General features: G+C 72.7%; 16 protein-coding genes and 1 pseudogene. 3 read left to right on the forward strand and 14 right to left on the reverse strand.

The genetic code is table 11. The features are described 5' to 3' along the window. Positions 1 to 35: 35 nt before the first annotated feature. The 4 genes and pseudogenes from recX to AB0G59_RS12680 all read right to left on the reverse strand — a co-directional run. Positions 36 to 737 (reverse strand): annotated as a pseudogene (recX, locus tag AB0G59_RS12665) (recombination regulator RecX); the annotation flags it as partial. Beyond that, the gene (gene recA, locus AB0G59_RS12670; RefSeq protein WP_360910812.1) at positions 647 to 1,768 is read right to left on the reverse strand and encodes a recombinase RecA; all 1,122 of its coding nucleotides are present in this window, start codon (positions 1,766 to 1,768) and stop codon (positions 647 to 649) included. The gene recA and the pseudogene recX, both read right to left, overlap by 91 nt. 208 nt (positions 1,769 to 1,976) lie before the next feature. Beyond that, on the reverse strand, positions 1,977 to 3,167 hold the full coding sequence (locus AB0G59_RS12675) for an AI-2E family transporter (RefSeq protein ID WP_360910814.1): 1,191 nt from the start codon (positions 3,165 to 3,167) through the stop codon (positions 1,977 to 1,979). An 88-nt stretch (positions 3,168 to 3,255) separates the two neighbouring features. Further along, complete coding sequence (locus AB0G59_RS12680) at positions 3,256 to 3,450, reverse strand: DUF3046 domain-containing protein (RefSeq protein WP_071965189.1); 195 nt, start codon at positions 3,448 to 3,450, stop codon at positions 3,256 to 3,258. A gap of 80 nt (positions 3,451 to 3,530) precedes the next feature. Here AB0G59_RS12680 and AB0G59_RS12685 point away from each other — a divergent pair, with 80 nt between their 5' ends. From AB0G59_RS12685 to AB0G59_RS12695, 3 genes are read left to right on the forward strand one after another with little or no spacing between them, the layout of a single operon-like run. Next, entirely contained in the window at positions 3,531 to 4,469 is a 939-nt protein-coding gene (locus AB0G59_RS12685; RefSeq protein ID WP_360910816.1) for a hypothetical protein, read from the forward strand. Between the two features lie 60 nt (positions 4,470 to 4,529). After that, complete coding sequence (locus tag AB0G59_RS12690) at positions 4,530 to 9,287, forward strand: ATP-dependent helicase (RefSeq protein ID WP_360910818.1); 4,758 nt, start codon at positions 4,530 to 4,532, stop codon at positions 9,285 to 9,287. 41 nt (positions 9,288 to 9,328) lie between these two features. Then, complete coding sequence (locus AB0G59_RS12695; RefSeq protein WP_360910820.1) at positions 9,329 to 10,174, forward strand: DNA-formamidopyrimidine glycosylase family protein; 846 nt, start codon at positions 9,329 to 9,331, stop codon at positions 10,172 to 10,174. A 36-nt stretch (positions 10,175 to 10,210) separates the two neighbouring features. Here the strand turns inward: AB0G59_RS12695 and AB0G59_RS12700 are convergent, their stop codons facing one another. The 10 genes from AB0G59_RS12700 to AB0G59_RS12745 all read right to left on the reverse strand — a co-directional run bounded on the left by AB0G59_RS12700 (position 10,211) and on the right by AB0G59_RS12745 (position 19,360). After that, positions 10,211 to 10,489, reverse strand: coding sequence for a hypothetical protein (locus AB0G59_RS12700; RefSeq protein ID WP_360910822.1), 279 nt, complete (start codon positions 10,487 to 10,489; stop codon positions 10,211 to 10,213). A 76-nt stretch (positions 10,490 to 10,565) separates the two neighbouring features. Then, positions 10,566 to 10,778 (reverse strand): hypothetical protein, encoded by a 213-nt coding sequence (locus AB0G59_RS12705; RefSeq protein ID WP_360910824.1) that lies wholly within the window; start codon positions 10,776 to 10,778, stop codon positions 10,566 to 10,568. Between the two features lie 83 nt (positions 10,779 to 10,861). After that, positions 10,862 to 11,332 carry a DNA starvation/stationary phase protection protein gene (locus AB0G59_RS12710; RefSeq protein ID WP_360910826.1) on the reverse strand — a complete coding sequence of 157 codons (471 nt, stop codon included), beginning with the start codon at positions 11,330 to 11,332 and terminating at the stop codon, positions 10,862 to 10,864. A 191-nt stretch (positions 11,333 to 11,523) separates the two neighbouring features. Next, positions 11,524 to 11,907 carry a helix-turn-helix transcriptional regulator gene (locus tag AB0G59_RS12715; protein WP_071965196.1) on the reverse strand — a complete coding sequence of 128 codons (384 nt, stop codon included), beginning with the start codon at positions 11,905 to 11,907 and terminating at the stop codon, positions 11,524 to 11,526. Between the two features lie 109 nt (positions 11,908 to 12,016). Further along, positions 12,017 to 12,541: a CinA family protein gene (locus AB0G59_RS12720; protein WP_360910828.1), complete on the reverse strand. Its 525-nt coding sequence runs from the start codon at positions 12,539 to 12,541 to the stop codon at positions 12,017 to 12,019. Then, positions 12,538 to 13,164, reverse strand: coding sequence for a CDP-diacylglycerol--glycerol-3-phosphate 3-phosphatidyltransferase (gene pgsA / locus AB0G59_RS12725; protein ID WP_360910830.1), 627 nt, complete (start codon positions 13,162 to 13,164; stop codon positions 12,538 to 12,540). Before pgsA ends, AB0G59_RS12720 begins: the two co-directional genes overlap by 4 nt. Further along, entirely contained in the window at positions 13,161 to 14,651 is a 1,491-nt protein-coding gene (gene rimO, locus AB0G59_RS12730; RefSeq protein WP_360910832.1) for a 30S ribosomal protein S12 methylthiotransferase RimO, read from the reverse strand. Before rimO ends, pgsA begins: the two co-directional genes overlap by 4 nt. Before the next feature lie 128 nt (positions 14,652 to 14,779). After that, complete coding sequence (locus AB0G59_RS12735) at positions 14,780 to 15,628, reverse strand: RodZ domain-containing protein (protein ID WP_360910834.1); 849 nt, start codon at positions 15,626 to 15,628, stop codon at positions 14,780 to 14,782. Positions 15,629 to 15,827: 199 nt separating this feature from the next. After that, positions 15,828 to 18,566 (reverse strand): DNA translocase FtsK, encoded by a 2,739-nt coding sequence (locus AB0G59_RS12740; RefSeq protein ID WP_360910836.1) that lies wholly within the window; start codon positions 18,564 to 18,566, stop codon positions 15,828 to 15,830. Between the two features lie 107 nt (positions 18,567 to 18,673). After that, entirely contained in the window at positions 18,674 to 19,360 is a 687-nt protein-coding gene (locus AB0G59_RS12745; protein ID WP_360910838.1) for a response regulator, read from the reverse strand. Positions 19,361 to 19,500: the final 140 nt, after the last annotated feature.

Genomic DNA, 19,500 nt, shown 5'->3' on the forward strand with positions numbered 1-19,500 from the left:
TCTCCTTCGGCGTCCGCGTGGGCGTCCGCCCGGTGCTAGGTCTCGGGCAGATAGGCGTCGAGCAGTTCGGGGTCGTCGCCCTCCTCTTCCAGCGCGCGGCGCACCACGCGCAGGGCAAGGCCCTCGGAGTAGCCCTTGCGGGCCAGCATCCCGGCGAGGCGGCGCAGCCGCTTCTCCCGGTCCAGGCCACGGGTCGAGCGCAGCTTGCGCTCGACCAGCTCGCGGGCCGTGCGCTCCTCCTGCTCAGCGTCGAGCCGGCCGACGGCCTCGTCGATCAGCTCCGCGTCCACGCCCTTGGTGCGCAGCTCGCGTGCCAGGGCGCGGCGGGCCAGCCCCCTGCCGCGGTGCCGGGACTCCACCCAGGCGTCGGCGAACGCCCCGTCGTCGATCAGGCCCACGTCCTCGAACCGCGACAGCACCTCCGCCGCGACCTCGTCCGCTATGCCCCGCTTGGCCAGCGCGTCGGCGAGCTGTTTGCGGGTGCGCGGGGATCCGGTGAGCAGGCGCAGGCAGATCGCCCGCGCCTGCTCCTCCGGTGACGGTGGCGCTCCGCCCCCGGCCCTCGACGGGGAGGGGGCGCCACCGCCCGTACGGTCGCCCGCGTGCGGCTCGCCGGGCTCGGGCCACTCGCTTCGCCGTGTCATCGCTAGCTCTTGGCCGCGGCCTTGGCCGCCTTCCCCGTGGACTTGGCCGCCGGCGCGGGCACGGACTTGGCCGGCTCGCCGGAGGCGGCCGCGGCGTCCGCGGCGGGCTCGCCGGCCGGGGACTCGGGCTTGACGCCCACGCCCAGCTTGTCCTTGATCTTCTTCTCGATCTCGTTGGCGAGGTCGGGGTTGTCCTTGAGGAAGTTGCGGGCGTTCTCCTTGCCCTGGCCGAGCTGGTCGCCCTCGTAGGTGTACCAGGCACCGGCCTTGCGGATGAAGCCGTGCTCCACGCCCATGTCGATCAGGCCGCCCTCGCGGCTGATGCCCTGGCCGTAGAGGATGTCGAACTCGGCCTGCTTGAAGGGCGGCGAGACCTTGTTCTTCACGACCTTCACGCGGGTGCGGTTGCCGACTGCCTCCGTGCCGTCCTTGAGGGTCTCGATGCGGCGGATGTCCAGACGCACCGAGGCGTAGAACTTCAGGGCCCGGCCACCGGTCGTCGTCTCGGGGGAGCCGAACATGACGCCGATCTTCTCGCGGAGCTGGTTGATGAAGATCGCGGTGGTCTTGGACTGGTTGAGCGCGCTGGTGATCTTGCGCAGCGCCTGGCTCATGAGGCGGGCCTGGAGACCGACGTGCGAGTCGCCCATCTCACCCTCGATCTCCGCACGCGGCACCAGGGCGGCGACGGAGTCGATGACGATCAGGTCGAGGGCACCGGAGCGGACCAGCATGTCCACGATCTCCAGCGCCTGCTCGCCGGTGTCCGGCTGGGAGAGGATGAGGTTGTCGGTGTCGACGCCCAGGGCACGGGCGTACTCGGGGTCGAGGGCGTGCTCGGCGTCGACGAAGGCGACGGTGCCGCCCGCCTTCTGCGCGTTGGCCACGGCGTGCAGGGTGAGGGTGGTCTTACCGGAGGACTCCGGTCCGTAGACCTCCACCACGCGGCCGCGCGGCAGTCCGCCGACGCCGAGGGCGACGTCGAGAGCGGTCGACCCGGTGGGGATGACCTCAATCGGCTCGTTCGGCCGGTCGCCCAGGCGCATCACGGCGCCCTTGCCGAATTGCCGTTCAATCTGTGCGAGCGCGGCGTCCAGCGCCTTCTCGCGGTCGGTGCCTGCCATGGGTTCCACCCGGTTTGCTTGAGTCGATCGCTTCACGTCCACGACGCTAACGCCTGCCACTGACAATGCGCCCGGGCGTCGCCCCGGCCTGTGGATAACTCGGCTCCGTGGGCCCGGGACACCCATAAGAATGGATGTTCGATTTTGCTGTCAAGCGCGCCACTCCGCCCGCGCGGCGGCCCCCGGCCGCCCGGATCAGCGGCCCCGGTCAGCGCCTGCGCAGGGCCCTCGCCAGCCGGGCGAACAGCGAGGGACGACGGCCCCCCGGCGCCCGCCGGCCGGGGCCGGGCGGCTCGCCGGCGCCCGTGGCGACCTCGTACCGCTTCACGTACACACTCAGGAACGCCTGCAGCGTCGCGACCGCGGGGATGGCGATCAGGGCCCCCACCGCACCGAGCAGCGCGGTGCCCGCGACCACCGAGCCGAAGGCGACGGCGGGGTGGATGTCGACGGTCCTGGCGGTGATGCGCGGCTGCAGCACGTAGTTCTCGAACTGCTGGTAGACCACGACGAAGCCGAACACCCACACCGCGTACCAGGGATTCACGGTGAAGGCGAGCAGGATCGGCAGGGCGCCCGCGAGGTAGGTGCCGATGGTCGGGATGAACTGCGAGACCAGGCCCACCCAGACGGCGAGGGCCGGGGCGTAGGGCACGCCCAGGATCTCCAGCAGGATGTAGTGCGCCACACCGGAGATCAGCGCCATCAGGGCGCGCGAGTAGATGTACCCGCCGGTCTTGGCGACCGCGATCTCCCAGGCCCGCAGCACCTCGGTCTGGCGGTTCGGCGGCAGCAGGGAGCACAGGGTGCGGCGCAGCCGGGGGCCGTCGGCCGCGAAGTAGAACGAGAAGAGCACCACGGTCAGCAGCCGGAAGAGCCCCCCGAGGACGGTGGCCGAGACGTCCAGCACTCCGCCGGCGCTGTTGCGCACGTACTTCTGCAGCCAGTCCGAGTGCAGGACGCTTTCCTGGATCTCGAGCCGGGACAGCTTGGTGCCGAACGTCCGGTTGCTCCAGCGGATCACCGAGTCCAGGTAGGAGGGGAAGTTCTCCACCATGGTCTGGATCTGACCGGCGAGCATCGATCCCAGGAGGGTGAAGAAGCCCACGAAGGCGACGGTCACCCCCAGGAACATCAGCGCCGTCGCGATTCCCCGGCGCACGCCGCGCGCGGCCATCCGGTCCACGGCCGGCTCGATGGCCAGCGCGAGGAAGAACGCGATGAGGATGTTGACGAAGAGGCCGATCAGCTGGTGGAACGCCCAGCTGGCCAGCTGGAAGCAGGCGAACAGGGCGAGCGTGACCACCACGGCCCGGGGCAGCCAGCGCGGCATGCGCGAGCCGTCGTCGGGCCGGGGCGGGCGGGGGCTGTCCGGGGCGGAGTCGTCTGTCGCTGCCACGGACCAAGTGTTGCCTATAGGACGAAATGAGTAACGGACCGTCCGGCGACATCCGGCCGGACGGTCCGTGGGTGCTCGTCGGCGCCCCTCAGCGCCTGTCTTCGGGGATCTCCATCGCCCTGCACACCCCTCGCCAGACGTCCTTGGCGTTCCAGCCGGCGTCCAGCGCCTGGTGCACGGTCCTTCCGCCGAGTTCGGACATCACATGATCGCGCGCGAAGGAGTCGGCGTACACCGCGCCGAAATAGTCCGCCATCCGCTGCCAGAAGACCGTCAACCGCATGGGCCAAGTATCCCGCCCCTGAGAGTGCAGCCGCGCACGAGCCGCTGACCGGGGCCGCTGCGCACCCTACGGTCTTGTCCATGGCCCCATCCGGAGCATCCGCTGTCGCCCGCGCCGAACACTTCGTCTGGCTCACCGCCCGCGTCCTGGAGCAGCGCAGATTCGCCTACCACTTCCTCGGTGGCGGCGCTGACGCCGTCGAGGCGGCCCTGACCGCGTACGAGGGCGACGACGGAGGCTTCGGACACGCCCTGGAACCGGATCTGCGCGGGCCCGTCAGCCAGCCGCTGCACACCGCGCACGCGCTGCGCGTGCTGGACGAGATCGGCCGCTGCCGCGACCGCCGTGTGGAACGGTTGTGCCGCTATCTGACGGCGGTCTCCACGCCGGACGGCGCGCTGCCCGCGCTCCACCCCTCGCTGCGCGGCTATCCGGCGGCCCCCTGGATTCCGGTCGTCGACGATCCGCCGAGCGACCTTCTGGCGACCGGGCCCGTGGTGGGTCTGCTGCACCGCAACGAGGTGTGGCACGCGTGGCTGTTCCGGGCCACCGACTTCTGCTGGGCCGCGGTCGACGCCCTCGGCGCGGGCGCGCGGACGCATCCGTACGAGGTCGAGGCGGCCGTCGCCTTTCTCGACGGGGTCCCGGACCGGCGGCGTGCCGAGGCGGCGGCCGAGCGGCTCGGGCGGACGGTGCGGGAGCAGCGGCTGGCCCTCCTGGACCCGGCGCGGGCGGCCGACCAGCCGGTGCCGGAGGGGTACGCACCGGGCGAGCACCACTTCCCGCACGACTTCGCCCGGACCCCCCGCTCCCTGGCGCGGCCCTGGTTCACCGACGCCGAGCTGGCCAGGTCGCTGGAGTTCCTCGCCGCCGCGCAGGAGGAGGACGGGGGCTGGCCGATCCGCTGGCGGGCCTGGGCGCCGGGGACGGTGCTGGAGTGCCGGCCCATGGTGACCATCGACGCCCTGCTGACGCTGCGGGCCTACGGCCACGCCGTCCAGCCCTCCCCACACCCCTGAAAACCGCCGCTGACCTGCCCGTCCGGGGCATTGTCAGTGGTGCGGTGCACGATGGGGGGCATGGCGGACGACACGGCAGCTGCGACGGCGGGGGATCCGGCCCCGGCCCTCGCCACGTTCTCCCCCGCGACCCGCGCCTGGTTCACGGGGGCCTTCACCGCGCCCACGGCGGCCCAGGCCGGAGCCTGGCGGGCCATCGACGAGGGCTCGGACGTGCTGGTCGTCGCCCCGACGGGCTCCGGCAAGACGCTGGCCGCCTTCCTCGCCTCCCTGGACCGCCTGGCCAGCTCCCCACCGCCCGCCGAGCGCGCCAAGCGCTGCCGGGTGCTGTACGTCTCGCCGCTCAAGGCCCTGGCCGTGGACGTCGAGCGCAACCTGCGCAGCCCCCTCACCGGCATCCGCCAGGAGTCGGTGCGGCTGGGACTGCCCGAGCCGGAGATCCGCGTCGGCATCCGCTCCGGTGACACGCCCGCCGCCGAGCGCCGCGCGCTGGTCACCCGCCCGCCGGACATTCTGATCACCACTCCCGAGTCACTGTTCCTGATGCTGACCTCCGCCGCGCGGGAGGCGCTCACGGGCGTGGAGACCGTGATCCTGGACGAGGTGCACGCCGTCGCCGGGACCAAGCGCGGCGCCCACCTGGCCCTGTCCCTGGAGCGCCTCGACACCCTCCTCGCCCGCCCAGCCCGGCGCATCGGCCTGTCCGCGACGGTGCGGCCGGTGGACGAGGTGGCGCGGTATCTCTCGCCCCAGCGCAAGGTGGAGATCGTCCAGCCGTCGTCCGGCAAGGAGTTCGACCTGTCGGTCGTCGTGCCGGTCGAGGACCTGGGCGAGCTCGGCGGCTCACCGGTCCAGGAGGGCGGCGACGGCAAGGAGAGGCCGTCGATCTGGCCGCACGTCGAGGAGCGCATCGCCGATCTCGTCCAGTCCCACCGCTCCACGATCGTCTTCGCCAATTCGCGCCGTCTCGCCGAGCGGCTGTGCAACCGCCTCAACGAGATCGCCTACGAGCGGGCCACGGGCGAGCCTCTGCCCGAGCACCATTCCCCCGCCGAGCTGATGGGCGGCTCCGGCCCGGCCAAGGGCGCGCCCCCGGTCATCGCCCGGGCGCACCACGGCTCGGTCTCCAAGGAGCAGCGGGCCCTGGTGGAGGAGGACCTCAAGGCGGGCCGGCTGCCGGCCGTCGTCGCCACCTCCAGCCTGGAGCTGGGCATCGACATGGGCGCCGTCGATCTGGTCGTCCAGGTCGAGTCACCGCCGTCGGTCGCCTCCGGGCTGCAGCGGGTGGGCCGCGCCGGACACCAGGTCGGCGCCGTCTCGACCGGCGTCGTCTTCCCCAAGTACCGGGGCGACCTGGTCCAGGCGGCCGTCGTGACGGAACGCATGCGGCAGGGCGCCATCGAATCGCTGCGCGTGCCGGCCAATCCGCTGGACGTGCTCGCCCAGCAGATCGTCGCCATGGTGTCCATGGACACCTGGGACGTGGAGGAGCTGCTGGCCGTGGTGCGGCGCGCGGCGCCCTTCGCGGCGCTGCCGGAGTCCGCCTACTCCGGCGTCCTCGACATGCTCGCCGGCCGCTACCCCTCCGACGCCTTCGCGGAGTTGCGGCCGCGCCTGGTCTGGGACCGCACGGCCGGCACGCTCTCGGGGCGCCCGGGAGCGCAACGGCTCGCCGTCACCTCCGGCGGCACCATCCCCGACCGCGGCCTCTTCGGCGTCTTCCTGGCCGGCGCCGACCCCAAGAAGGGCGGCGGCCGGGTCGGCGAGCTCGACGAGGAGATGGTCTACGAGTCGCGGGTCGGCGACGTCTTCACCCTCGGCACCACGTCCTGGCGGATCGAGGACATCACCCGCGACCGCGTCCTCGTCACCCCGGCCCCCGGCACCCCCGGCCGGCTGCCGTTCTGGAAGGGCGACCAGCTCGGCCGCCCCCTCGAACTGGGACGGGCCCTGGGCGCGTTCCTGCGCGAGATCGGCGCCCTGGCGCCCGAGGCGGCCCGCGAGCGGCTCACCGCCGCCGGGCTCGACCGCTGGGCGGCCGACAACGTCCTGTCCTACCTGGACGAACAGCGCCGCGCCTGCGGCCATGTGCCCGACGACCGGACGATCGTCGTCGAGCGCTTCCGCGACGAGCTGGGCGACTGGCGGGTCGTCGTCCACTCCCCCTTCGGCGCCCAGGTGCACGCCCCCTGGGCGCTGGCCCTCGGCGCCCGGCTCTCCGAGCGGTACGGCATGGACGCCCAGGTGATGCACGCCGACGACGGCATCGTGCTGCGCCTGCCCGACGCCGACCTGATGGGCCTGGAGCTGCTCGACACCGAGCCCGCGCGGCAGGGCACGGAGTACGACGGCGAGCAGTCCCCCGTCGGGGCCGCCGACGTCACCTTCGACAAGGGCGAGGTCGACCGGATCGTCACCGACCAGGTGGGCTCCTCGGCCCTGTTCGCCGCCCGCTTCCGGGAGTGCGCCGCCCGCGCCCTGCTGCTGCCGCGGCGCAACCCCGGCAAGCGCACCCCGCTGTGGCAGCAGCGCCAGCGCGCCTCCCAGCTCCTGCAGGTCGCGGGCGAGTTCGGCTCGTTCCCGATCGTGCTCGAGGCGGTGCGCGAATGCCTTCAGGACGTCTTCGACGTCCCCGGGCTGACCGAGCTCATGGGGGACGTCGAGGCCCGCCGGGTCCGGCTGGTGGAGGTGACCACGCCCGAGCCGTCCCCGTTCGCCCGCTCGCTGCTCTTCGGCTATGTCGCCCAGTTCCTGTACGAGGGCGACTCCCCGCTCGCCGAGCGCCGGGCCGCCGCGCTCTCCCTCGACTCCCGGCTGCTGGCCGAGCTGCTGGGCCAGGCCGAGCTGCGCGAGCTGCTCGACCCCGAAGTCCTCACCGAACTGGAGCGCGAGCTGCAGTGGCTGACCGAGGACCGCCGGGTCAAGGACGCCGAAGGCGTCGCCGACCTGCTGCGCCTCCTCGGCCCGCTGACCGACGCCGAGCTCGCCGAGCGCGGCGCCGAACCGCAGTGGGCGAAGGAGCTGTCCGAGGCGCGCCGCGCCATCCGGGTCCGTATCGCGGGTGGGGACCACTGGGCGGCCGTCGAGGACGCCGGACGGCTGCGCGACGCCCTGGGCACGGCCCTGCCCGTGGGCGTGCCCGAGGCCTTCACCGAGCCCGTCAAGGACCCGCTCGGCGACCTCCTGGCCCGCTTCGCCCGCACCCACGGCCCGTTCACCTCGGCCCAGGCCGCCGCCCGCCTCGGCCTCGGCACCGCGGTGACCGACGGAGCGCTCCACCGTCTGACGGCGGGCGGCCGCATCGTCCAGGGCGAGTTCCACCCCGCCGGCATCGGCCAGGAGTGGTGCGACGCGACCGTCCTGCGCCGGCTGCGCCGCCGCTCCCTGGCCGCGCTGCGGCACGAGCTGGAGCCGGTGCCGCCCGCCACCCTGGCGGCGTTCCTCCCCGCCTGGCAGCACATCGGCGCCCACAGCCTGCGCGGCATCGACGGACTGCTGCGTGCCGTGGAGCAGTTGCAGGGCGTCTCGGTACCCGCCTCCGCCCTGGAGAAGCTCGTCCTCCCCGCCCGCGTGAAGGACTACGCCCCCGCCATGCTCGACGAGCTCACCGCCTCCGGCGAAGTCGTCTGGGCCGGCGCCGGCGCGCTGCCCGGCAAGGACGGCTGGGTCTCGCTGCTGCTCGCCGACGCGGCGCCCCTGTTGCTGCCCGCGCCGCACCCGCTGGAGCTCTCGCCCCTGCACGAGGCCGTGCTCGAGGCCCTTTCGGGCGGCTACGGCCTGTTCTTCCGTCAGATCGCCGACCGCGTCCGCGCCGCCGACCCGGCCATGGGCGAATCGGCGGCCAGTGACGTTCTGATCGCCGAGGCCGTCTGGGACCTCGCCTGGTCGGGCCGGCTCACCAACGACACCCTGGCTCCGCTGCGCTCGCTCCTCGGCTCGGGCCGCACGGCCGGTTCCACCGCCCATCGCGCCAAGCGGGCCGTACCGCGCGGCCGTTACGGCGCCTTCACGGGCCGGCCGAGCCTGACCGGTCTGACGGCCCGGAGCACGGCCTCCCGCAGTGGGCCGCCGACGGTCGCGGGCCGCTGGTCGCTGCTGCCCCAGCGCGAGGCGGACGCCACCCACCGGGCCCACGCCCTGGCCCGGACCCTCCTCGACCGGCACGGCGTGGTCACCCGGGGCGCCGTCGCGGCGGAAGGTGTGGAGGGCGGCTTCTCCGCCGCCTACCGCGTGCTCTCCGCCTTCGAGGAGAGCGGGCAGGCCCGCCGCGGCTATGTCGTCGAGGGCTTGGGCGCCGCGCAGTTCGCCATGGACGGCGCCGTCGACCGGCTGCGTGCCGCCGGCACGGCCCGTGAGCGGTCCGGCGGTGCGCCCGCCGCCCCCTGGGACGCCCGGCCCGCCGGCGCACCGCCCGCCCGCCGGGCCGTCCTGCTCGCCGCCGCCGATCCCGCCAACGCCTACGGCGCCGCCCTGCCCTGGCCCGAGCCGCCCGGCGAAGCGGCCGCCCACAAGCCCGGCCGCAAGGCCGGCTCCCTGGTCGTGCTCCTCGACGGCGCCCTGGCGCTCTATATGGAGCGCGGCGGCAAGACCCTGCTGGCCTGGCCGCAGCAGGAGGGCGCCGACACCGCGAGCGGCGACGACCCCGGGCTGCGCGAGGCGGCGGCCGCCCTCGCCGAGGCGGCCCGCGCCGGCGCCCTGGGCACCGTCACCGTCGAGCGCGTCAACGGCTCCCCGGCCCTGTCCTCGCCCCTGGGCCCCCTCCTGGAGTCCGTGGGCTTCCACGCCACACCGCGAGGGCTGCGCCTGCGCGCACCCTGAGCGAGGCCACATGATGGCCGTAGGCCGGAAGGAGACGCCCTATGCCCGAAGGGGACACCGTCTGGCGCACCGCGCGGGACCTGCACGACGCCCTCGCGGGTGAGCAGCTGGTCCGCTCCGACCTACGCGTACCAAAGCTCGCGACCGTCGACCTCACCGGCCGCACGGTCCTCGAGACGGTCCCGCGCGGCAAGCACCTGCTCATGCGCGTCGAGGGCGGCCTGACCCTCCACTCCCACCTCGGCATGGACGGCTCCTGGCGGATCCAGCTCCCCGGCCGGCGCCCCGGCGGAGGCCCGCAGCACCAGATCCGTGCCGTCCTCGCCACGGCCGGCCGCACCGCCGTCGGCTACCGCCTGCCCGTCCTGGACCTGCTGCGCACCACGGACGAGTCCACGGTCGTCGGCCACCTGGGGCCGGATCTCCTGGGCCCCGACTGGGACGCGGAGGAGGCGGTCCGCCGCCTGCTCGCAGACGCCGGCCGGACCCTCGGCGAGGCCCTGCTGGACCAGCGCAATCTCGCGGGCATCGGCAATGTCTACAAATCCGAGCTCTGCTTCATGCTCCGGGTGTCCCCCTGGCTGCCCGTCGGCGCGCTCCCCGGGCCCGAGCGGCTGGTGGCCCTCGCCAAGAAGCTGCTGGAGGCCAACAAGTCCCGCACCGCCCGCATCACCACCGCCGACGCCCGCCCCGACCGCCATCTGTGGGTCTACGGACGGGTCGGCAGGCCCTGCCGCCGCTGCGGCACCCCGGTCCTCCTCGCCGACCAGGGCCCGGCGGGCCAGGAGCGGTCCACGTACTGGTGCCCCCACTGCCAGACCGGCCCCCCACCCCCCACCGGCCGGCCCGCGCACCGGCATCGGACCGCCCCTGGGCCGGACGGGTGAGGCGGGACGGGTGAGGCGGGACGGCCTCGCTCCGGCTCATCCCATGCCGGCCGGTCCCTGCCCGTCGCCCCGGCGCCACCGTCGTCGCCGTACGCCCCGGGCCCCCGCCCTGCGGTCCCTCGGCACGCAGTGCACCGGCAGCAGGCTCAGCCCCCAGCCCCCGGTCGCGACGAGCCCTTCCAGGAACCCCGTGCGCCCCGGCTGGAGGAGCAGCCGGAAGACGGCCCAGCACCACACCCCGCCCAGCAGCAGCGCGAGCGTCCAGGCGACCGGGCCCGGGCGCCGTCGGCGCCCCGGCACAACGCTGCGGACCATGGCTGCCTCCTTCGGGGGCCGACACCGGGAGCACCGCACCGACCCGCAGGGGCCTTCCGAAGGCCCTCGGCCGGCGTCAGCCGGCGTTCTTGCCGCGGGCCCGGGCGAGCTCCCGCTCGAGCTCCGCGATCTCGCGGTCGCGCCGGTGCACCTCGACGATCACCCGCTGCTCCCCCTCGTGCACACCCTCCTGGTAGACCGTCCGCACGAAGGCGCCGGCTGTGGCCTGGTCGAGGTCCGAGACCACCATCAGCTCTGTCGTGAAGCGGATCACCGGGTGCTCGCTCATGTCCCCAGGAGACCCCGCAGGGACCGCCCCCGCCACCCGTGAGCCCGCGGCCCGGTCGCCGCGGCGGAGGGCCGCGGGGGACGTCAGGCGTTCTCGGCCTGGAACATCCAGTGGTGCTTCTCCAGATCGCCCGTGAGCCCGATGAGGATGTCCTGGGTGACCGGGTCCGGATCGGCCGTCTCCCGGATGCGTTCGCGCATCCTGGTGATCACGGCGCCGAGCGCCCCGACCAGGGTCCGTACCGCGTCCGTGTCCTTGGTCCAGCCGCCCCCGACCGGGTCGATGCCGCTGGTCTTCGCCACCGTCTCGGCCCGCCCGTCCGGGGCGATGCCCAGCGCCGAGGCCCGCTCGGCCACCGTGTCGGCGTGCACGCGGGCGCTCGCCACCACCTCGTCGAGCTGGAGGTGGACGGAGCGGAATCGCGGGCCCACGACGTTCCAGTGGACCTGCTTGGCCACGAGCGAGAGGTCGACGAGATCGACGAGCGCGCCCTGGAGCGCATCACCGACGGTCTTGCGGTCCCCTTCGGACAGAGGACTCTTCACGACAGACATCCGCTTTCCTCCTGTTCAAGGCATTACTTCGGTTGCTCCGCTTTTTCCGCCACGGCACCACGATGGCATGGCGCAGGAATCACGGCACACGGGTGCCGTGACGGGCCGGAAAACGCAGAGATCCCGGTCAGAACTTCTGACCGGGATCCCGAACGGGAAACTCATGCCTTCCGGGCTCTTGTCAGCCCTTCTCAGGCAGCGACCACATCCACGGCCTCCGCAGGGGCCTTGATGGTCACGCGCTCCCCCGGAACGCCCGTCACGGACGTTACGGACATCGAATTGAACATCGGCCGCATCGGCGCGGGTACCGGCTCGCTCGCCGCCGCCGACTGCGCCAGCTCGGCGAGCGACAGCTCGTCACTCACCTCGCGCATGACCTCGGACATCCGTACGTCCAGAGCGTCGCAGATTGCGGAGAGAAGCTCGGAGGACGCCTCTTTCTGCCCGCGCTCGACCTCGGAGAGATAACCGAGCGAGACCCGGGCGGACGAGGAGACCTCGCGCAGAGTGCGGCCCTGGCGTTGGCGCTGCCGACGCAGCACGTCACCCAGCAGGCGACGGAGCAGAATCATCGGTGGCTCCCTCCTTGGACCGCGAATCCGGTTCCTTCACGCCCCACCGTACCGCCTCGGGGTGCGGCCGTGCGGGGAGCTATGTCGTGTTCACTCAGGGCTGCAAACATCAATTCCCCCCGTTGTGTTCCGTATCCTTTGCCCCCGCGTTCTCCGTCAGTTCGCGCAGGAGCAGCGCGAGGACCGCCCGTACGCTTGCGGCCCGGATGGCCGCGCGGTCGCCGTCGAGCGACAGCTGCCGTGCGTGATCCGCGCCGTCCGGCCCCGCCACGGCGACGAAGACCGTGCCGACGGCCTGGCCGTCCTGTTCGTCGGGACCGGCGACCCCCGTCGTCGCGATCCCCCAGTCGGCGCCGAGCAGGTCCCGTACGCCCCGTGCCATCTGCCGGGCCACGTCCGCGTCGACGGCGCCCCGCGCCTCGAGCAGCGCACCGTCCACACCGAGGACGTCCCGCTTGACCTCGGTGGCGTAAGCGGTGACCGAGCCGCGGACGGTGCGGGAGGCCCCGGGCACCTCGGTCAGCCGGGCGACGACCAGGCCGCCCGTGAGCGACTCGGCGGCGGCCACCGTGTGGCCCCGCCCGAGCAGCGCCGACAGCACCTCTACGGCGTCGCCGCCGCCCGTCGCGGTCATCGCGCGGACTCCCGGGACCGTCCTGCCCGGCGCATCTGGACGGCCTGCTTGACGTAGTCGAGGCCGGTCCAGACGGTCAACGCGACGGCAACCGCCATCACCCAGAAGCGCAGCGTGGCCAGCGGCCCGGTGAGCGCGAGGATGTACATGCCGACGGCCACGCCCTGGAAGAGCGTCTTCATCTTGCCGCCCCGGCTGGCCGGAATGACGCCGTGCCGGATGACCCAGAACCGCATCACCGTGATGCCGATCTCGCGGAGCAGGATCACGCCCGTGACCCACCACGGCAGGTCGTCCAGGACGGACAGGCAGATCAGCGCCGCGCCCATGATCGCCTTGTCGGCGATCGGGTCGGCGATCTTGCCGAAGTCGGTGACCAGGTTGTACGCCCGTGCCAGATGACCGTCGAACAGGTCGGTGATCATGGCGATGGCGAACGCCGCCCAGGCGAAGGAGCGCCAGACCGGGTCGTAGCCGCCGTTGTGAAGCATCAACAAGACGAACCCGGGCACCAGGAGCAGGCGCACCATGGTGAGGATATTGGCGATGTTCCACAACCGGGCCGGGCTCACGCCCGTCGCCGGAGCCGGACCTCCTGCGGCGGAGGCCGGGAGTCCGCTCATCTGCCCGCCTCCTCGGTACACCCGCCCTCGATTCCGAGCGGCTCGGCGACGAGGTCGACGCCCTCGCTCGCCACCACCTTCGCCACGACCATACGGCCGGGCGCGGGCGCCTGGACGTCGTCGGACCAGATGAGCCGCACCTGGCCGTCGGTCTCGGGCGCCTGGTGCGCCGCGCGGCCGATCACGCCGTCCTCGTCGTCGACACGGTCGACCAGTACTTCGATCGTCTCACCGATCCGCTCCTCCGCGCGCTGCGCGGTGAGCTCCTCGGCCAGCATCGACACACGCGCCAGTCGCTCGGCGACGACGTCGGGGTCCAGCTTGTTCTCGTAGGTGGCCGCCTCGGTGCCGTCCTCGTCGGAGTAGCCGAAGACGCCGATGGCGTCCAGGCGGGCCCCGGTCAGGAAGCGCTCCAGCTCGGCCACGTCCTCCTCGGTCTCGCCGGGGAAGCCGACGATGAAGTTGGAGCGGGCACCGGCCTGCGGCGCCTTGGCCCGGATCGTCTCGAGCAGCTCCAGGAAGCGGTCGGTGTCGCCGAAGCGGCGCATGGCGCGCAGCACGCCGGGCGCCGAGTGCTGGAAGGAGAGGTCGAAGTAGGGGACGACCTTGTCCGTCGAGGTCAGCACGTCGATCAGGCCCGGTCGCATCTCGGCCGGCTGGAGGTAGCTGACCCGGATCCGCTCCAGGCCGGGAACGGCCGCGAGCTCGGGCAGCAGCGTCTCCAGCAGGCGGATGTCGCCGAGGTCCTTGCCGTACGAGGTGTTGTTCTCGGAGACGAGCATGACCTCCTTGACGCCCTGCTCGGCCAGCCAGCGCGTCTCGCCCAGCACGTCGGAGGGGCGGCGGGAGATGAAGGATCCCCGGAACGAGGGAATGGCGCAGAAGGAGCACCGCCGGTCGCAGCCGGAGGCGAGCTTCACGGAGGCGACGGGGCTGGCCCCGAGCCGGCGGCGCAGCGGGGCGCGCGGCCCGGATGCCGGCGCCACGCCCTGCGGCAGGTCGGCGGGCGGGGTGTCCTGGGCGTGCCCGGGAAGGGCCACGTCGGCCGCCTGCTGGCGCTCGGCGGGGCTGATCGGCAGCAGCTTGCGCCGGTCACGCGGGGTGTGGGAGGCGTGGACGCCGCCGGAGAGGATGGTCTGGAGGCGGTCGGAGATGTCGGCGTAGTCGTCGAAGCCGAGCACGCCGTCGGCCTCCGGCAGCGCCTCGGCGAGCTCCTTGCCGTATCTCTCGGCCATGCAGCCGACGGCTACGACGGCCTGGGTCCGGCCTTGATCCTTGAGGTCGTTGGCCTCGAGGAGGGCATCGACGGAGTCCTTCTTGGCGGCCTCGACGAAACCACAGGTGTTGACGACGGCCACATCGGCATCGGCGGCGTCCTCGACGAGGTCCCAGCCATCCGCCGCCAAGCGGCCTGCCAGCTCCTCCGAGTCCACCTCGTTACGGGCGCAGCCAAGTGTGACAAGAGCGACGGTACGGCGTTCGGGCATAGGGCTCAGCCTACTTTGTCCCGGCGCCGCATCCGTTGCCGAGTGGCCGGCGGGCGCGGAGAGCCTGGTCACCCGCTGGCCCTCCGCGCCCGTCCGTGCGGCTGCTCTTCCCCGCCCGCAGGGGCCCCTCAGCCCGCCGAGGGGTCGCCCCTGGTGTAGCTCAGGCGCTGGACCTGGCCGTCGTCGCCCAGATTCTTGACCTCTTTGCCGTTCACGAACAGTTGCACGGCCCCGGCGTTGCCCAGCACCAGGTCGATGCGCTTGCTGTCGGTGAACGTCTTGGAGGCGCCCTGCTTGAGCACGCCCTCCTCGAGGAGCTTGCCCTTGTGGTCCTTGGCGGACATCCAGGTCTGGCCGTTCTCGGCGGTGAGCTTGACCGTGACCTTGTTGGCCGGGACGCCGGCGATGGCGCTGGCGGACGCCTCGGCCTTGGGGTCGGACGACGCCTTCCCGGAGCCGGCCTTCCCGGAGCCGGCCTTGCTCGGTGCCGCGGACGGCTTGCTGGTGGCGGGGTCGGCCGAGACCGGCCCGCTCTTCGACCCGCCGCTGAAGAGCGTGAAGCCGACGAAGCCGACGACCGCCACGATCGCGGCGACCATCGCGGCCGTCCAGTTGGGCCGGCGCGGTTCGGGCCGGATGCGCTCGGCCTCGAACAGCGGGGCGGCGGGCGTGGGCGCGGGGCGCCCGCCGTGCTCGGCGTCGTACTGCGCGACGAGCGGCGCCGGGTCGACGCCGACGGCGCGCGCCAGTGTGCGGATGTGTCCCCGGGCGTAGACGCGGCCGCCGCAGCGGGTGAAGTCGTTCTGTTCGATCGTGTGGATGATCGGGATGCGTACGCGGGTGGCCGAACTGACTTCTTCCACGGTCAGTCCGGCATCGATACGGGCCTGCTGAAGGGATCGTCCGACGGAGGGCCGGTCATCCTCGGGCCGGTCATCCTCTGACTCTGATGGCTCTGGAGAGTTGCCGATGGACACGTGGGCGCCTTTCGAGCGTGCAGCCACCTGCTGGAGATTCAGTCTAGGGGGGATGCGAAACGGTCGGGCAAGCGGGAAGCCGGACTTTGTAGGCCATCAGAATGCTCTGTGGTAACGCCAGTGGCACATCGCCCCTCCCCCCTCGCTCAACTCCGCTCGGGCCCGAGAGAAACGGTTGGTCAGGGATCTTTTCCAGCTGCTACGGCTGGTCCTCCCCGCGGATGATCGCGAGGACCCCGTCCAGCTCGTCGGGCTTCACCAGCACGTCGCGTGCCTTGGAACCCTCGCTGGGTCCCACGATGCCGCGCGACTCCATCAGGTCCATGAGCCTGCCCGCCTTGGCGAATCCCACACGCAATTTCCGCTGCAGCATCGAGGTCGACCCGAACTGGGTGGAGACGACCAGTTCGGCCGCCTGGCACAGCAGGTCCAGATCGTCGCCGATCTCCTCGTCGATCTCCTTCTTCTTCGACGTGCCGACGGTGACGTCGTCGCGGAAGACCGGCGCCATCTGATCCTTGCAGTGCTGGACGATGGCCGCCACCTCGGCCTCCGTCACGAAGGCGCCCTGCATGCGGATGGGCTTGTTGGCCCCCATCGGCAGGAAGAGGCCGTCGCCCTTGCCGATGAGCTTCTCGGCGCCCGGCTGGTCGAGGATGACCCGGCTGTCGGCGAGCGAGGAGGTGGCGAAGGCGAGCCGGGACGGGACGTTCGCCTTGATCAGACCGGTGACCACGTCGACGGACGGACGCTGGGTGGCGAGCACGAGGTGGATGCCGGCGGCGCGCGCGAGCTGGGTGATGCGGACGATGGAGTCCTCGACGTCGCGCGGCGCCACCATCATCAGGTCGGCGAGCTCGTCCACGATGACCAGCAGGTACGGATAGGGGGAGAGCTCGCGCCCGCTGCCCTCGGGCGGCTTGACCTTTCCGGCCCGCACGGCGGCGTTGAAGTCGTCGATGTGCCGGAAGCCGTAGGCGGCCAGGTCGTCGTAGCGCAGGTCCATCTCGCGCACGACCCACTGCAGGGCCTCGGCTGCCCGCTTGGGGTTGGTGATGATCGGCGTGATCAGGTGCGGGATGCCCTCGTAGGCGGTCAGCTCGACGCGCTTGGGGTCGACGAGCACCATCCGTACGTCCTCGGGCGTGGCACGCACCATCACCGAGGTGATCAGGCAGTTGATGCAGGACGACTTGCCGGAGCCGGTGGCGCCGGCGACCAGGACGTGCGGCATCTTCGTCAGGTTGGCCATCACATAGCCGCCCTCGACGTCCTTGCCGAGCGCGACGAGCATCGGGTGCTCGTCGCCGGCCGCGTCCGCCAGCCGCAGCACGTCGCCGAGGTTGACCATCTCGCGGTCGGTGTTCGGGATCTCGATGCCGACGGCGGACTTGCCGGGGATCGGGCTGATGATCCGTACGTCCGGGCTGGCGACGGCGTAGGCGATGTTCTTGGTGAGGGCGGTGATGCGCTCGACCTTGACGGCCGGGCCCAGCTCGACCTCGTAGCGCGTGACGGTCGGGCCCCGGGTGAAGCCGGTGACGGCGGCGTCGACCTTGAATTCCGCGAAGACGTTGGTGAGCGAGGCCACTATGGCGTCGTTGGCGGCGCTGCGGGTCTTGCCGGGGCCGCCGCGCTCGAGCAGGCCGAGCGAGGGCAGCGCGTAGGTGATGTCCCCGGAGAGCTGCAGCTGCTCGGCCCGCGCGGGCAGCCCGCCGGCCGGCTCGGGCGCGGGCTTGGTGAGGTCGGGGACGACGCCCGGCGCGGCCTCCACGGGCGGCGCGGCCTTGGCGGCCTTGCCCGCCTTCCCGGCGCCGCGCGCGGTGGGTACGGCGCCGGGGCGGCCGTTCTCCGGCTGCACGCCGCTGCCGAGATCGGCGACGAGCGGGGTGGGCGGGATGCCGTGCAGGACGGCGCCGTCGAGGGAGGCGGCGGCAGCGGCGGCGAGGTCCACCGCGTCCGGCTCGCGGTCGGCGGGGGGCTCCACGGCCTTGCGGCGCGGGGTGCGGCGCTTGTCCAGCGCCTCTTCCTCGGCCCGCCCCGGGTCGGCCGCGACGGCGGTGCGGCGGGGCCTGCGGGCGGGCGGCGCCTCGCGCCACTCCTCGCCGTACTCCGCGTAGTCCTCGCCGTCCTGGGGTGCGTACTCGTGCGGGTGCGGCTCGATGACTCCGAGCCGGATCCCGAGCTGTCGCAGCCGCTGGGGGATGGCGTTGACGGGCGTCGCGGTGACCACCAGCAGGCCGAAGACGGTGAGCAGGAACAGCAGCGGTACGGACAGCATCTCGCCGACCGTGACGAGCAGGGGCTTGGCGGCCGCCCAGCCGATCATCCCTCCGGCGTCCTGCAGCGCCTGCGAGCCGTCACCGCGGCCGGGTGATCCGCAGGCCACGTGGACCTGCCCGAGGACGCCGATGACCAGCGCGGACAGACCGATGACGATCCGTCCGTTGGCCTCGGGCCGTTCGGGGTGACGGAAGAGCCGGATCGCGATGACGCCGAGCAGTATCGGTACGACCAGGTCGAGGCGGCCGAAGGCGCCGGTGACGAGCATCCGGATGAGGTCGCCCACGGGACCGTCGAGGCTGGACCAGGTGCCGGCGGCCACCACGAGGGCCACGCCCAGGAGCAGCAGGGCGAGTCCGTCCTTGCGGTGGGCCGGGTCCAGGCCCTTGGCGCCGCGGCCGACCCCGCGGAAGAGGCTGCCGGCGCCGTGCGCCAGGCCGCTGCCGACGCGGCGGGCGCCGCCGGGTGCCCGCTTGGGTGCCGCCTTGGCCGCCGGCTTCTTGGCGGGCGCCTTGCGCGCGGGCGGCCGGCCCGCGGGGCGGGCCGGTGACTTCTTCGCGGGTGCCTTCTTGGCAGCGCCCCCGGACCGTCCGGCGCGCTGCTTGGAGTTGCCCGCCGTGCTCTGGGAACCCTTGCCGGACGTACGTGAGGCCATGGTGCCGAGATTACCGTTGTCCGACGCGCGGTACACGTGGGGCCGGGCGTTCACCCATTCGTGTCGCGGTGCCGTGGTGAAGCCGGTGACACGGCGTCAAAGGACGGTCAGCTCGGGGAGGGAAGCGGGCTCGCGCCGCTTCCCGTGCCCGGCTCCAGCGCGTCCAGCGCGCGCCGCAGGCCGGTGAGCTTGCGCTCCAGATGGGCGGCGGTGGCCACCGCCGCCGCATCGGCGGACTCGTCGAGCTGCTTGGAGAGCGCCTCGGCCTGCTCCTCGACGGCGGCCAGCCGTGCGGAGAGCTCGGCGAGCAGCCCTGCGGGCTCCTGGGGCTCGATGGCCCCGCTCCGGCCGGACTGGCCGCTCTCCAGCTGCAGGCGCAACAGGGCGGCCTGCTCGCGCAGCTGGCAGTTCTTCATATAGAGCTCGACGAAGACCGAGACCTTGGCGCGCAGCACCCACGGGTCGAACGGTTTGGAGATGTAGTCGACCGCGCCCGCCGCGTAGCCGCGGAAGGTGTGGTGCGGACCGTGGTTGATGGCGGTGAGGAAGATGATCGGGATGTCCCGGGTCCGCTCCCGCCGCTTGATGTGCGCTGCGGTCTCGAAGCCGTCCATGCCGGGCATCTGAACGTCCAGCAGGATCACCGCGAAGTCGTCCGTCAGCAGCGCCTTGAGCGCTTCCTCCCCTGACGATGCCCGTACCAGTGTCTGATCGAGCGCCGAGAGGATCGCCTCCAGCGCCAGCAGATTTTCCGGCCGGTCATCGACCAGGAGGATCTTGGCCTTCTGCACCATGGCCCGTCCTCCTCGCCCCGGCAGTGCACCGGGCGCCGCCCCAGGGGACGACTCCCATGCGCCGCCCGTCCTTGTGCCGGTCATGGTAGCCGCACCCCGCCTGTCGCCACACCCTGTCACCGCGATGTCACTGTGCACGT

The organism is Streptomyces sp. NPDC021096, from assembly GCF_040641275.1.
GTDB lineage: Bacteria > Actinomycetota > Actinomycetes > Streptomycetales > Streptomycetaceae > Streptomyces.

Excerpts from the sequence above, each read along its gene's own strand:
- recA (WP_360910812.1), bottom strand. The coding sequence starts at position 1,768 with ATGGCAGGCACCGACCGCGAGAAGGCGCTGGACGCCGCGCTCGCACAG.
- AB0G59_RS12715 (WP_071965196.1), bottom strand. The coding sequence starts at position 11,907 with ATGATTCTGCTCCGTCGCCTGCTGGGTGACGTGCTGCGTCGGCAGCGC.
- AB0G59_RS12685 (WP_360910816.1), top strand. The coding sequence starts at position 3,531 with ATGGCCCCATCCGGAGCATCCGCTGTCGCCCGCGCCGAACACTTCGTC.
- AB0G59_RS12720 (WP_360910828.1), bottom strand. The coding sequence starts at position 12,541 with ATGACCGCGACGGGCGGCGGCGACGCCGTAGAGGTGCTGTCGGCGCTG.
- AB0G59_RS12740 (WP_360910836.1), bottom strand. The coding sequence starts at position 18,566 with ATGGCCTCACGTACGTCCGGCAAGGGTTCCCAGAGCACGGCGGGCAAC.
- rimO (WP_360910832.1), bottom strand. The coding sequence starts at position 14,651 with ATGCCCGAACGCCGTACCGTCGCTCTTGTCACACTTGGCTGCGCCCGT.
- AB0G59_RS12700 (WP_360910822.1), bottom strand. The coding sequence starts at position 10,489 with ATGGTCCGCAGCGTTGTGCCGGGGCGCCGACGGCGCCCGGGCCCGGTC.
- pgsA (WP_360910830.1), bottom strand. The coding sequence starts at position 13,164 with ATGAGCGGACTCCCGGCCTCCGCCGCAGGAGGTCCGGCTCCGGCGACG.
- AB0G59_RS12690 (WP_360910818.1), top strand. The coding sequence starts at position 4,530 with ATGGCGGACGACACGGCAGCTGCGACGGCGGGGGATCCGGCCCCGGCC.
- AB0G59_RS12745 (WP_360910838.1), bottom strand. The coding sequence starts at position 19,360 with ATGGTGCAGAAGGCCAAGATCCTCCTGGTCGATGACCGGCCGGAAAAT.
- AB0G59_RS12710 (WP_360910826.1), bottom strand. The coding sequence starts at position 11,332 with ATGTCTGTCGTGAAGAGTCCTCTGTCCGAAGGGGACCGCAAGACCGTC.
- AB0G59_RS12680 (WP_071965189.1), bottom strand. The coding sequence starts at position 3,450 with ATGCGGTTGACGGTCTTCTGGCAGCGGATGGCGGACTATTTCGGCGCG.
- AB0G59_RS12705 (WP_360910824.1), bottom strand. The coding sequence starts at position 10,778 with ATGAGCGAGCACCCGGTGATCCGCTTCACGACAGAGCTGATGGTGGTC.
- AB0G59_RS12695 (WP_360910820.1), top strand. The coding sequence starts at position 9,329 with ATGCCCGAAGGGGACACCGTCTGGCGCACCGCGCGGGACCTGCACGAC.